This is a genomic window from Streptomyces sp. NPDC055966 (genome assembly GCF_042269865.1).
Taxonomy (GTDB): Bacteria; Actinomycetota; Actinomycetes; order Streptomycetales; family Streptomycetaceae; genus Streptomyces.
The window spans coordinates 172,710-185,606 of record NZ_JBHJYK010000010.1 but is presented as its reverse complement, the minus strand read 5'-3'; the positions used below and the strand labels follow the sequence as shown (position 1 = coordinate 185,606).

Annotated in this window: 14 protein-coding genes; 12 read left to right on the top strand and 2 right to left on the bottom strand. The window is 71.4% G+C overall.

The window, feature by feature from the left end; all coding sequences use genetic code 11:
* Positions 1-15: 15 nt before the first annotated feature.
* The 7 genes from rsmD (at position 16) to mutM (ending at position 4,991) form a co-directional block, all read left to right on the top strand.
* Positions 16-603, top strand: a complete 588-nt coding sequence (gene rsmD / locus ACFC8N_RS22570; RefSeq protein WP_356024606.1) for a 16S rRNA (guanine(966)-N(2))-methyltransferase RsmD — start codon at positions 16-18, stop codon at positions 601-603.
* A 26-nt stretch (positions 604-629) separates the two neighbouring features.
* Complete coding sequence (coaD, locus tag ACFC8N_RS22565) at positions 630-1,109, top strand: pantetheine-phosphate adenylyltransferase (RefSeq protein WP_356024739.1); 480 nt, start codon at positions 630-632, stop codon at positions 1,107-1,109.
* Between the two features lie 66 nt (positions 1,110-1,175).
* Positions 1,176-2,234, top strand: coding sequence for an ATP synthase F0 subunit B (locus ACFC8N_RS22560; RefSeq protein ID WP_356024605.1), 1,059 nt, complete (start codon positions 1,176-1,178; stop codon positions 2,232-2,234).
* Between the two features lie 130 nt (positions 2,235-2,364).
* On the top strand, positions 2,365-3,015 hold the full coding sequence (locus ACFC8N_RS22555) for a DUF177 domain-containing protein (protein WP_376289288.1): 651 nt from the start codon (positions 2,365-2,367) through the stop codon (positions 3,013-3,015).
* 2 nt (positions 3,016-3,017) lie between these two features.
* Positions 3,018-3,191 (top strand): 50S ribosomal protein L32, encoded by a 174-nt coding sequence (rpmF, locus tag ACFC8N_RS22550; protein WP_003951102.1) that lies wholly within the window; start codon positions 3,018-3,020, stop codon positions 3,189-3,191.
* A gap of 8 nt (positions 3,192-3,199) precedes the next feature.
* On the top strand, positions 3,200-4,036 hold the full coding sequence (rnc, locus tag ACFC8N_RS22545; protein ID WP_376289285.1) for a ribonuclease III: 837 nt from the start codon (positions 3,200-3,202) through the stop codon (positions 4,034-4,036).
* Positions 4,037-4,130: 94 nt separating this feature from the next.
* Entirely contained in the window at positions 4,131-4,991 is an 861-nt protein-coding gene (gene mutM, locus ACFC8N_RS22540; protein WP_376289283.1) for a bifunctional DNA-formamidopyrimidine glycosylase/DNA-(apurinic or apyrimidinic site) lyase, read from the top strand.
* Here the strand turns inward: mutM and ACFC8N_RS22535 are convergent.
* Entirely contained in the window at positions 4,964-5,371 is a 408-nt protein-coding gene (locus ACFC8N_RS22535) for a helix-turn-helix domain-containing protein (protein WP_356024596.1), read from the bottom strand. The two genes, mutM and ACFC8N_RS22535, sit on opposite strands and share 28 nt — an antisense overlap.
* A 126-nt stretch (positions 5,372-5,497) precedes the next feature.
* Between ACFC8N_RS22535 and ACFC8N_RS22530 the strand changes: the two genes are divergently transcribed.
* A complete protein-coding gene (locus ACFC8N_RS22530; RefSeq protein ID WP_356024594.1) occupies positions 5,498-6,082 on the top strand; it encodes a flavodoxin family protein in 585 nt (194 codons plus the stop codon).
* 64 nt (positions 6,083-6,146) lie between these two features.
* A complete protein-coding gene (locus ACFC8N_RS22525; protein ID WP_376289281.1) occupies positions 6,147-6,632 on the top strand; it encodes a GNAT family N-acetyltransferase in 486 nt (161 codons plus the stop codon).
* A 19-nt stretch (positions 6,633-6,651) separates the two neighbouring features.
* Here the strand turns inward: ACFC8N_RS22525 and ACFC8N_RS22520 are convergent, their stop codons facing one another.
* On the bottom strand, positions 6,652-7,866 hold the full coding sequence (locus tag ACFC8N_RS22520) for a CAP domain-containing protein (protein ID WP_376289279.1): 1,215 nt from the start codon (positions 7,864-7,866) through the stop codon (positions 6,652-6,654).
* A gap of 181 nt (positions 7,867-8,047) precedes the next feature.
* Between ACFC8N_RS22520 and ACFC8N_RS22515 the strand changes: the two genes are divergently transcribed.
* The 3 genes from ACFC8N_RS22515 (at position 8,048) to smc (ending at position 12,788) form a co-directional block, all read left to right on the top strand.
* The gene (locus tag ACFC8N_RS22515) at positions 8,048-8,329 is read left to right on the top strand and encodes an acylphosphatase (RefSeq protein ID WP_356024586.1); all 282 of its coding nucleotides are present in this window, start codon (positions 8,048-8,050) and stop codon (positions 8,327-8,329) included.
* 382 nt (positions 8,330-8,711) lie between these two features.
* On the top strand, positions 8,712-8,915 hold the full coding sequence (locus ACFC8N_RS22510; protein WP_023546484.1) for a hypothetical protein: 204 nt from the start codon (positions 8,712-8,714) through the stop codon (positions 8,913-8,915).
* A gap of 249 nt (positions 8,916-9,164) precedes the next feature.
* Positions 9,165-12,788: a chromosome segregation protein SMC gene (smc, locus tag ACFC8N_RS22505; protein WP_376289277.1), complete on the top strand. Its 3,624-nt coding sequence runs from the start codon at positions 9,165-9,167 to the stop codon at positions 12,786-12,788.
* Positions 12,789-12,897 lie beyond the last annotated feature (109 nt).

Below are 12,897 nucleotides of genomic sequence, written 5' to 3'. Positions count from 1 at the left end.
GACCAAGGACCGAAGATGACCCGCGTGATCGCCGGCACCGCCGGCGGACGTCGCCTGGCCGTACCGCCCGGCACCGGAACCCGGCCCACCTCCGACCGCGCCCGCGAAGGTCTCTTCTCCACCTGGCAGTCCCTCCTCGGCGGCCCCCTCGACGGCGAACGGGTCCTCGACCTCTACGCCGGCTCGGGCGCCGTGGGCCTGGAGGCGCTCTCCCGCGGCGCGAGCCACACGCTCCTCGTGGAAGCCGACGCCCGCGCGGCGAGGACCGTCCGCGACAACGTCAGGAACCTCGGCCTGCCCGGCGCCGAAGTGCGCGCGGGCAAAGCGGAACAAGTCATCAGAACCGCGCCCCCCGCCGAGCCGTACGACCTCGTCTTCCTCGACCCTCCGTACGCCGTCACGGACGACGATCTTCGCGAGATTCTGCTCACACTCCGCTCCGAACGCTGGCTCACCGAAGAAGCCCTCGTCACCGTGGAGCGCAGCACCAGAGGCGGAGAATTCCGCTGGCCCGACGGATTCGCACCACTGAGGTCCCGTCGCTACGGCGAGGGAACGTTTTGGTACGGTCGCGCCGCCTCTACGTGCGAAGACGCACGATGACCGGACCGGAGAGCGAGGGATCACAAGTGCGCCGCGCCGTCTGTCCCGGGTCGTTCGACCCCATCACCAACGGACACCTCGACATCATCGCCCGTGCCTCGCGCCTCTACGACGAGGTCTACGTCGCGGTGATGATCAACAAGTCCAAGAAGGGCCTGTTCGAGATCGAGGAGCGGATCGAGCTGATCCGCGAGGTCACCGCCGAGTACGACAACGTGCGCGTCGAGGCCTTCCACGGCCTCCTGGTCGACTTCTGCAAGCAGCGCGAGATCCCGGCCATCGTCAAGGGCCTGCGCGCCGTCAGCGACTTCGACTACGAACTGCAGATGGCCCAGATGAACATCGGGCTCACGGGCGTCGAGACGCTGTTCGTGCCCACCAACCCCACGTACAGCTTCCTGTCCTCCTCCCTGGTGAAGGAGGTCGCGGCCTGGGGCGGCGACGTCTCGCACCTGGTGCCCGCCCCGGTGCTGGGGGCCCTCAACAAGCGCCTGCACAAGGACTGATGGGACCGATGGGACTACAGTCGTCCCGTCCGTCTCCAACCCGGCTGTAGAGAGTGGCGAGCACAGGTGGACGTGCAGAAGAAGCTCGACGAGATCGTCTCCGCGGTCGCCGGCGCCCGCGCCATGCCCATGTCGGCCTCGTGCGTGATCAACCGCGCCGAGCTGCTCGCGATGCTGGAAGAGGTGCGCCAGGCCCTGCCCGGCTCCCTCGCGCAGGCGCAGGAGCTGATCGGCGGCCGTGAGCAGATGGTCGAGCAGGCCCGCCAGGAGGCCGAGCGGATCATCGAGGGCGCGCACGCCGAGCGCGGCTCGCTGATCTCCGACACCGAGATCGCCCGCCGCTCCCAGTCGGAGGCCGACCGGATCCTCGCCGAGGCCCGCCAGGAGGCCGAGGAGGTCCGCGCCGAGGCCGACGACTACGTCGACTCCAAGCTCGCCAACTTCGAGGTCGTCCTCACCAAGACCCTCGGCTCGGTCGGCCGCGGCCGCGAGAAGCTGCTCGGCACCGGCCCCGGCCTGGACGAGAACGGCTACGAGGACGAGGACGCCCCCGAGCGCAGCCACGACCCGGAGACCCTGCGCCACACCGCCGACCAGTACGTCGACGCCAAGCTGGGCGCCTTCGAGGCGGTCCTCGCCAAGACCCTGGAGGCCGTCGGCCGCGGCCGGCAGAAGCTGCACGGCCGGATCGCCACGGACGACCTCGGCGCCCTCGCCGACGACACCACGACCTTCCAGCACTCCAGCGACGCCGACTACCTCGCCGACCTCGCGGCCCTCGCCGAGCAGGACGCCCCGGCCGAGCGCCAGGACCGGCCGGCGCAGCAGCAGCCCCAGCAGCCGTCGTACGAGCCGCAGCCGGCGTACGGCTACCAGCAGCAGCCGGACCCGTACGCGGCCTTCCCGCAGCAGACCCAGACCGGCTACGGCTACCAGCAGGCCGACCCCTACGCCTACCAGGGCTCCTACGACCCCCAGCAGGCCGCCTACGACCCCCAGCAGGCCCAGCAGTCCCACCAGCACCAGGGACAGCAGGGCTACGCCCTCGACGAGACCAGCCTCTTCGACACCGGCATGATCAGCGCGGAGCAGCTGCGGGCGTACGAGCAGGGCCGGGGCCTGTAGACAGGGCCGGATTGGGCCGAGAGCGAAAGGTCCAGTATCCTGGCTCTTCGGTCGCGCGTATGTCCGCGATCAGCGCTGCCCGGAACACCGAAGGGCGGCGTCCCTCCGAGTTTGAAGATCGAAAGCAGGAATGGCTCCCAACGCCCGCCTCGACCACCGCAACCCTCTCGTGTTCGACACACACGAGCTGGGGCGGCGTCCTGGCGCGCTCCAGCGCCTGACCCGCACGATCGACGCCCCCGCGGATCTCGGGATCCAGGGAGTCATCGGAGTGCCCGAGGGCGCCCCGCTGGAGCTCGAACTCCGCCTTGAGTCGGTCATGGAAGGGGTGCTCGTCACAGGCACCGCCCGTGCACTGGCCGAGGGGGAGTGCGTAAGGTGTCTGGAGCCGGTCGAGCAGCAGCTCGAAGCGGACTTCCAGGAACTGTTCTCGTACCCTGACGCCGACGACCGGGGCCGCGTGATCGCGGAACCGGGCGACGACGCCGAGGATGACGAGGACAGGTTCTTCCTCGAGGACGGACTCTTCGACCTCGAACCTCTGCTGCGCGACGCGGTGGTGCTCGCACTGCCGATGCAGCCGGTGTGCCAGGAAGACTGCCAGGGCCTGTGCTCCGAGTGCGGAGCGCGGCTCACGGACGACCCGGACCACCATCACGACGCCGTCGACATCCGTTGGGCGGCTTTGCAGGGACTCGCCGGTTCACTCGAAGACGGCGAGAAGGACGAGATGAGCGGCGCTGACGCGGAAGCGGGCGTCGACGAGAAGCAGGAGAAGTAGCCGTGGCTGTTCCGAAGCGGAAGATGTCGCGCAGCAACACGCGCCACCGCCGGTCGCAGTGGAAGGCTGCGGTCCCCACCCTGGTTGCGTGCGAGCGCTGCCACGAGCCCAAGCAGCAGCACATCGCGTGCCCGTCTTGCGGCACCTACAACAAGCGCCAGGTCCTCGAAGTCTGAGCGGCCAGGTGAGAGGCACTGTGTCCACGCCCAAGAAGAACTCTTCCCGTGCGAGCGGGAGCCCGGCGGACAACCAGGCCTCGTCCCACACGCTTCTGGAAGGGCGGCTCGGCTATCAGCTTGAGTCCGCCCTTCTGGTGCGCGCGCTGACCCACCGCTCGTACGCGTACGAGAACGGCGGTCTGCCGACGAACGAGCGGCTGGAGTTCCTCGGGGACTCCGTGCTCGGCCTCGTCGTCACGGACACGCTGTACCGCACCCACCCCGACCTGCCCGAAGGCCAGCTGGCCAAGTTGCGGGCCGCGGTGGTCAACTCGCGTGCGCTGGCGGAGGTCGGCCGTGGCCTCGATCTGGGCGCCTTCATCCGGCTCGGCCGTGGTGAAGAGGGCACAGGAGGCCGGGACAAGGCGTCCATCCTCGCCGACACCCTGGAAGCGGTGATCGGTGCGGTCTATCTCGACCAGGGTCTCGACGCGGCGTCCGAGCTGGTGCACCGGCTCTTCGACCCGCTGATCGAGAAGTCCTCCAACCTCGGTGCCGGCCTGGACTGGAAGACCAGTCTCCAGGAGCTGACCGCGATCGAAGGGCTCGGCGTGCCCGAGTACCTGGTCACGGAGACCGGCCCCGACCACGAGAAGACCTTCACTGCTGCCGCCCGCGTCGGAGGCGTCTCGTACGGCACCGGCACCGGCCGCAGCAAGAAGGAGGCGGAGCAGCAGGCCGCCGAGTCCGCCTGGCGGGCCATCAAGGCCGCCGCGGACGAGCGCGCCAGGGCCGCCGAGGCGGCCGACGAAGCCTCCGGGGCCGACGCCGAGGACGGCGAGTCCTCGTCCGCTCCGGCCTGACCCACAGCAGTACGAGCGCCCGCACCGCCGTTCCCGGCGGGCGGGCGCTCGGCTCATCCACCGCTCCGTGCGAGCGCTCTGTACGGGGGTCCCGATGCCCGAGTTGCCCGAGGTCGAGGTCGTACGGCGCGGTCTCGCGCGCTGGGTGGCCCAGCGCACCGTCGCCGAGGTCGAGGTGCTGCACCCGCGCGCCGTACGCCGGCACATCGCGGGCGCCGACGACTTCGCGCACCGCCTCAAGGGCCGGCACATCGGCACCCCGAGCCGCCGCGGCAAGTACCTGTGGCTGCCGCTGGAGGAGACGAACCAGTCCGTCCTCGCCCACCTCGGCATGAGCGGCCAGTTGCTGGTGCAGCCGCACGAGGCGCCGGACGAGAAGCACCTGCGCATCCGCGTCCGGTTCGCGGACTCCCTCGGCACGGAGCTGCGCTTCGTCGACCAACGCACCTTCGGCGGGCTGTCGTTGCACGACAACACCCCCGACGGCCTGCCCGACGTCATCGCGCACATCGCCCGCGACCCCCTCGACCCGCTGTTCGACGACGAGGCCTTCCACCGGGCGCTGCGCCGCAAGCGCACCACCATCAAGCGGGCCCTGCTCGACCAGTCGCTGATCAGCGGCGTCGGCAACATCTACGCGGACGAGGCGCTGTGGCGCGCCCGCGTCCACTACGAGCGCCCGACGGCGAACTTCACCCGCCCGGTCACCCAGGAACTCCTCGGCCACGTCCGGGACGTCATGAACGCGGCGCTCGCCGTCGGCGGCACCAGCTTCGACAGCCTGTACGTCAACGTCAACGGCGAGTCGGGCTACTTCGACCGGTCCCTGGACGCGTACGGCCGCGAGGGCGAGCCCTGCGGGCGGTGCGGTACGCCGATCCGCCGCCGCCCGTGGATGAACCGGTCGAGCTACTTCTGCCCGAAGTGTCAGAGGGCGCCGCGCGTCTCGTCGTAACGCGCGCGTGCCGTGAGCACGTCGTCCATCGCGCCCTCCACGCAGTGGATGAGGGCGAGCAGCCGCCCGGCGACCTCGCGGCCGAGCGCGGTCAGTTCGTAGTCCACGCGCGGCGGGTTCGTCGGCTGTGCCTCGCGGTGCACCAGTCCGTCGCGCTCCAGCGCGTGCAGCGTCTGGGACAGCATCTTCTCGCTCACCCCGTCGACCCGGCGGCGCAGCTCGTTGAAGCGCAGCGACCCCTCGTACAGCGCGCCGAGCGTCAGCCCGCCCCAGCGGCCCGTGACGTGCTCCAGCGTCGCGCGCGACGGGCAGGCCTTGGCGAAGACGTCGTACGCGAGGGTGTCCGCGAGGTGGTCCTGTTCCTGGGGCGTGGCGCTCATGACAGAAGGATACGCACACACAGCGCTAACCACCAGGTTGCACTAACCAGAAGTTAGTGCTTTCCTGGGGTCACTGCTTTTGAGCTGCCAACTCGCCCTCCGGGCTGTCCGATCGAGGAGTCTGTCGTGACCACCCCTGTCGTTTCCATCGCCTACCACTCCGGCTTCGGCCACACCGCCGTCCTCGCCGAGGCCGTGCGCGCCGGCGCCGCCGACGCGGGTGCCGAGGTGCACCTGATCAAGGTCGACGAGATCACCGACGAGCAGTGGGAGACGCTGGACCGCTCCGACGCGATCGTCTTCGGCTCGCCCACCTACATGGGCACCGCCTCCGGCGCCTTCCACGTCTTCGCCGAGGGCACCTCGGGCCGCTGGTTCACCCGCGCCTGGCAGGACAAGCTGGCCGCCGGCTTCACCAACTCGGCCTCCAAGAGCGGCGACAAGCTGCACACCCTGCAGTTCTTCCAGACCCTCGCCGCCCAGCACGGCATGCACTGGGTCAACCTCGGTCTGCTCCCGGGCTGGAACGCCAGCACCGCCTCGGAGAACGACCTCAACCGCCTCGGCTTCTTCGCCGGCGCCGCCGCGCAGAGCAACAACGACCAGGGTCCCGAGGGCGTCCACAAGGCGGACATCGCCACCGCCGAGCACCTGGGCCGCCGGGTGACGGAGACGGCGCTGGTGTTCACGCGCGGTCGCAGCGCCGCCTGAGGCCGCCGGAGATTCGGGGGAAATACGGGAGACGAGGGCGGGCCGGGTCGCGTACGGTCCCGGCATGCCCGAGCTGTGCCTGCTCCGCCCGGACCACGCCCCCGCGCTCCTCGCCTTCGAGCGGGAGAACCGCGCGTACTTCGCCGCGTCCGTCCCGGACCGGGGTGACGACTTCTTCGCCCGGTTCGACGAGCGGCTGCGCGCCCTGCTGGCGGAGCAGGAGGCGGGGGAGTGCTACTTCCACGTGGTGGCAGGCGGCGACGGCGAAGTACTGGGACGGGTCAACCTCGTGGACGTGGCCGACGGCGGCGCCGCACTCGGCTACCGCGTCGCCGAGTGCGCGGCCGGACAGGGGCTGGCCACCTGGGCCGTCCGCGAGGTGTGCGTGCTCGCCGCCGAGCGGTACGGCCTGAGCGTCCTGCGCGCCGCAGCCGCCCTCGACAACCCGGCCTCGCGCACGGTGCTGACCCGCACCGGCTTCACCGTCACCGGCGAGACCCGGCTCCCGCACAGCGGCCGCCCCGGGCTGACCTACCGCCGCGCTCTGTGAGCCTCGGTGACCGAGAGCCTCAGTAACCGAAGTCCTGCGTCCACCAAGGGCCGCCCGTGCCGAGGTGGACACCGACGCCGAGGGTCTTGAAGTCGCAGTTCAGGATGTTGGCCTTGTGACCGGGGCTGTTCATCCAGGCCGTCATCACGGCCTGGGCGTCCGCCTGGCCGCGGGCTATGTTCTCGCCGCCGAGGTTGCTGATCCCGGCCGCCGAGGCACGGTCCCACGGCGACTTGCCGTCCGGGTCGGTGTGGTCGAAGAAGCCCCGCGCGGCCATGTCGTCGCTGAACGCCTCGGCCAGCCTGGTCAGCGAGGAGTTCGCCGTGAGCGGGCTGCACCCGACCTTCGACCGCTCCTGGTTGACGAGCCTCAGCACCTCCGCCTCGGCGGCGCTCCGCGCCGACGCCGACGCCGGCGCGGCGCTCGTCGCGGGCGCCTTGCTCGCCGTACGCGACGGGCTGCTCGCCGGCCGGGACGCGGTGGCCCGGGGCGCCGGGATCCCGCCCGCCGTCCTGGACGGGGTGGCCGAGGGGGAGGCCGACGTAGAGGCGGAGGCGGAGGCGGAGGGGCTCGGGGACGCCGGGCGCGTCGCGGTCCTGCCGGCGCCGGCATCGCCCTCGCGGCGGTCGGCGCCGCCCGACGTGCCGCCCTGCTCGGTCGCCGTGTTGCCCGGCGAGCCGGCCGCCTGTACCGAGTCGCTGCCGGTGTCCGTGCCGCCGCCGAGTCTGTAGTGCTCCAGCCCCGGCACCACGCCCGTGGCCACCGCGGCCGTGCCGAGCAGGGCGGCGGCGGCCGTGCCGAGCAGGCCCACGCGCACCGGCCCGCCGGCCCTCTTGCGGCGCCTGCGGCGGGAGGAGTCGCCGCCCGGCGTGAACCCGCCGCCCGCCCCGGAGCCCGCACCACCGCCGTCGGCGAACGGATAGGCGCGGGCCCGGGGGTTCGCCCCCGTGTAGGCCTCCGGGTTCAGGTACGGCGCGATGCCCTTGGGTATCCCGTCCCGCCGGTACAGCTCCAGGGCGTACGGGTCCTGCGTGTACATGTCCGTCGTGTACGGGTCCTGGGCGTACGAGTCCGTCGTGTACGAGTCCGTCGTGTACGAGTCGGTCGTGTACGCGTCCCGCGTGTACGGGTCCGGTGGGCCGTCGCTCCCGGTGGCGGAGGTGTCCGTGTGCGTGACCCCCGTGGCGCGTCCCTCGGCGGCGCGGCCGGCGGCGGAGCGTCGGTGCCGTCCCATCCCCTTGCCCTCTTCCTCGTCCTCGCGGGCTCCCCGGTCCCTGGTGGCGCCTGACTCCCTCTGGCCCACCCGACTCACTCGATCGAGTGAGTTTCATATGAGATGCATTGGGTGGGGACGGTACCCCATGGCGTCGGGAGGCGACGCGTCCCGAGCGACATCGGCCGGTTAGGTTGCACCCATGAGCGAGGATGTACGGCTGGTCGCCTGGGTGCGTGGACGCGTCCAAGGTGTGGGTTTTCGTTGGTTCACGCGTGCGAAGGCGCTGGAGATCGGCGGCCTGAGTGGTTTTGCTCTCAATTTGGCCGACGGCCGGGTCCAGGTGGTCGCGGAAGGGCCGCGCGAGGACTGCGAGGGGCTGCTCGACTGGCTCCAGGGCACCGACACGCCCGGGCGCGTGGAAGGCGTCACCGAGATCTGGGACACACCCCGCGGCGGCTACGACGGCTTCGCCATTCGCTGACCGGGGTCCGCGACGCCGCACCGGCAGGCGCGCGAAGAGGTGCCGGGCGCGCGTGCGGAGGGTGGAAATGGCCTGGTGGTTGCCAAGAAGAGCCCGGCATGGCAGGCTCCCCTGCTACGACTGATCGACACGCCCCGAGGCACCGGAAGAGTCGCCGCGCCGCCGATTTCCCGGCCGCGTGCCCCCGGTTCGCCCACCAATACGGGGTGTGATCGTGTTGACCGTCAAACTTTTTGGTGAGACGCTGAAAGCCCCGCGCACCTTAGCTGTTTGGCATGAAGCAACAGCAGAGCAACACCCGGATGTGCCAAGCACCGCGGGTGCGAATCCCTCACGACCCACACCGCATCGGTCGGTCACTCAGTGTGGAGGACCATCCATCATGGCAAAGGCGCTTCTCGGTTACGTCGGCGGCTCCGACCCTCGACTCCTCGCCGAGATGCGACGGTTGCAGCAGCGTGTCCAGGACCTGGAGTCCGAGCTCGTACGGATCCAGGCCGAGAACGACGCGCTGACGGCTGCCGCCTCTCAGGACAGGATCATGGAGAGCATCGACGCACACCAGGCGGAGCCTGCGCTCACCTGATTACTGCATCGCTCCACGACAGCAGTCGCAGTCATCGGGCTGCCGATTCAACCGCTCAGTCGACCGGACGGCTGCAACCCAGTCGTCAGAGTTGCAAGGGACGCTCCGGCGTCCCTTCCTTCTTTCTTCTTGCCCCCGCATGCTTTCACCCTCTTTAACGTACGGTGTGCCCTGCATGTTCACTGGTGAAACCGCGTGGCCCGGAGGGTTCGTGGAGTGAGATAGCGGCGCCCGGTAGAGTCCGACGGCGTGCACCTCAAGGCCCTGACCCTCCGCGGGTTCAAGTCGTTCGCCTCGGCAACCACACTCCGCTTCGAACCGGGTATCACGTGTGTCGTGGGACCGAACGGCTCGGGCAAGTCCAACGTCGTGGACGCGCTCAGCTGGGTCATGGGCGAACAGGGCGCCAAGTCGCTGCGCGGCGGCAAGATGGAGGACGTCATCTTCGCCGGCACCACCGGCCGCCCCCCGCTGGGCCGCGCCGAGGTGTCCCTGACCATCGACAACTCCGACGGTGCGCTGCCCATCGAGTACGCCGAGGTCACCATCACGCGGATCATGTTCCGCAACGGCGGCAGCGAGTACCAGATCAACGGCGACACCTGCCGGCTCCTCGACATCCAGGACCTCCTCTCCGACTCCGGCATCGGCCGCGAGATGCACGTCATCGTCGGCCAGGGCCAGCTCGACTCCGTCCTGCACGCCGACCCCATGGGCCGCCGCGCCTTCATCGAGGAGGCGGCCGGCGTCCTCAAGCACCGCAAGCGCAAGGAGAAGGCCCTGCGCAAGCTGGACGCGATGCAGGCCAACCTCGCGCGCGTGCAGGACCTGACCGACGAGCTGCGCCGCCAGCTCAAGCCCCTCGGCCGGCAGGCCGCGGTGGCGAGAAGAGCGGCCGTCATCCAGGCCGACCTCCGCGACGCCCGCCTGCGGCTGCTCGCCGACGACCTGGTCCGGCTGCGCGAGGCGCTGAAGAGCGAGATCGCCGACGAGGCCGCCCTGAAGGAGCGCAAGGAGTCGGCCGAGCAGGAGCTGAGGAAGGCCCTGCAGCGCGAGGCCCTGCTGGAGGACGAGGTACGGCAGCTCACGCCGCGCCTCCAGCGCGCCCAGCAGACCTGGTACGAGCTGTCCCAGCTGGCCGAACGCGTACGGGGCACGATCTCGCTGGCCGACGCGCGCGTGAAGAGCGCGACGTCCGCGCCCCCCGAGGAGCGGCGCGGGCGCGACCCGGAGGACCTGGAGCGCGAGGCCGCCCGCATCCGTGAACAGGAGGCCGAGCTGGAGGCCGCCCTGGACGCGGCCCAGCACGCCTTGGACGACACGGTCGCCCACCGGGCCGAGCTGGAGCGGGAACTGGCCGTCGAGGAGCGCCGGCTGAAGGACGTGGCCCGCGCCATCGCCGACCGCCGCGAGGGTCTGGCCCGCCTCAACGGCCAGGTCAACGCGGCCCGTTCGCGCGCGGCCTCGGCGCAGGCCGAGATCGACCGGCTGGCCGTGGCCCGCGACGAGGCACAGGAACGGGCGGTCACCGCCCAGGAGGAGTACGAGGCGCTCAAGGCCGAGGTGGACGGCCTCGACGCCGACGACGCGGACCTGGCCGAGCGGCACGAGGCGGCCAGACGGCAGCTCGCCGAGGCGGAGTCCGCGCTGAGCGCGGCCCGCGAGGCACTCACCACTGCCGAGCGCAGCCGCGCCGCGACCCAGGCCCGCCAGGAGGCCCTGGCCCTCGGCCTGCGGCGGAAGGACGGCACCGGGATACTGCTGGGTGCCCGGGACCGCCTGACGGGCGTACTCGGCCCGGCGGCCGAGCTGTTGACGGTCACCCCCGGCTACGAGGTCCCCCTGGCGGCGGCGTTCGGCGCGGCGGCGGACGCCGTCGCCGTGTCGACCCCGGCAGCGGCGGCGGACGCGATCCGCCTCCTGCGCAAGCAGGACGGCGGCCGGGCGGCGCTGTTGCTGGCGGGGCCGGCGGAGCCGACCCGAGGGGACGCGCCCCGCAGGGGCGCGGGGAACTGCGCGACAAGCCACGATGAACCCGCACCCGCCGAACTGCCGACCGCGGCACCCCCCGGTGGGCGTTTCGCGGCCGAGCTCGTGCGCGGAGATGCCGACCTGATGCCCGCCGTCCACCGCCTGCTGAGGGGAATCGTGGTCGTCGGCACCCTGGAGGACGCCGAGGACCTGGTCTACGCGCACCCCGAACTGATCGCCGTCACCACCGAGGGCGACCTGCTCGGCGGCCACTTCGCCCACGGCGGCTCCGCCGGCGCGCCGAGCCTGCTGGAGGTACAGGCCTCCGTGGACGAGGCAGCGGCCGAGCTGGCCGAGCTGGCGGTCCGCTGCGAGGGCCTCGCCGAGGCACAGCAGGCGGCGGCCGAGCGCCGCGGGCAGGCCGCCGCCCTCGTGGAAGAACTGGGGGAGCGGCGCAGGGCCGCCGACCGGGAGAAGTCGGCCGTCGCCCAGCAGCTCGGCCGGCTCGCCGGGCAGGCGCGCGGCGCCGCCGGGGAGGCGGAGCGGTCCGCCGCTGCCGCCGCCCGCGCGCAGGAGGCGCTGGACAGGGCCGTACAGGAAGCCGAGGAGCTGGCCGAGCGGCTGGCGGTCGCCGAGGAGATGCCGGTCGAGGAGGAGCCGGACACCTCCGTCCGCGATCGGCTCGCCGCCGACGGGGCCAACGCCCGGCAGACCGAGATGGAGGCCCGGCTCCAGGTCCGTACCCACGAGGAGCGGGTCAAGGGGCTCGCCGGGCGGGCCGACTCGCTCGACCGGGCCGCCCGCGCCGAACGCGAGGCACGCGCGCGTGCCGAGCAGCGCCGGGCCCGGCTGCGGCACGAGGCGGCCGTCGCCGAGGCCGTCGCCGCCGGCACCCGGCAGCTGCTCGCGCACATCGAGGTGTCCCTCGCCCGCGCCGAGCGGGAGCGCACCGCCGCCGAGGCCGCGAAGGCGCGGCGCGAGCAGGAGCTGACCGCCGCGCGCACCGCCGGCCGCGAACTGAAGTCGGAGCTGGACAAGCTGACGGACTCGGTGCACCGCGGCGAGGTGCTCGGCGCCGAGAAGCGGCTGCGGATCGAGCAGTTGGAGACCAGGGCGCTGGAGGAGCTGGGCGTCGAGCCGGCGGGACTGGTGTCGGAGTACGGGCCGCACCTGCCGGTGCCGCCCTCGCCGCCCGCCGAGGGCGAGGTGCTGCCCGAGGACCCCGAGCACCCGCGCAACCAGCCCCGGCCCTTCCACCGGGCCGAGCAGGAGCGCCGGCTCAAGGCCGCAGAGCGGGCGTACCAGCAGCTGGGCAAGGTCAATCCGCTGGCGCTGGAGGAGTTCGCGGCGTTGGAGGAGCGGCACCAGTTCCTCAGCGAGCAGCTGGAGGACCTGAAGAAGACCCGGGCCGACCTGCTTCAGGTGGTGAAGGAGGTCGACGAGCGCGTCGAGCAGGTCTTCACCGAGGCGTACCGGGACACCGCCCGCGAGTTCGAGGGCGTCTTCAGCCGGCTCTTCCCGGGCGGCGAGGGGCGGCTGATCCTGACCGACCCCGACAACATGCTCACCACCGGTGTGGACGTCGAGGCCCGCCCGCCGGGCAAGAAGGTCAAGCGGCTCTCCCTGCTGTCGGGCGGCGAGCGGTCGCTGACGGCCGTCGCGCTGCTGGTGTCGATCTTCAAGGCCCGGCCGAGCCCCTTCTACGTCATGGACGAGGTCGAGGCCGCGCTCGACGACACCAACCTCCAGCGGCTGATCCGGATCATGCAGGAGCTGCAGGAGGCCTCGCAGCTGATCGTGATCACGCATCAGAAGCGCACGATGGAGGTCGCCGACGCGCTGTACGGCGTCTCCATGCAGGGCGATGGAGTGTCCAAGGTCATCTCTCAGCGGCTCCGCTGACCCTCTTCAAGATCAACTAACTCTGCGTTCAATAAATGAACGCGAGATGATCGGGCATATCTCGAAACTCACAGCCGTTGAACTATTGACTTCGAAACTTGAAGGCATA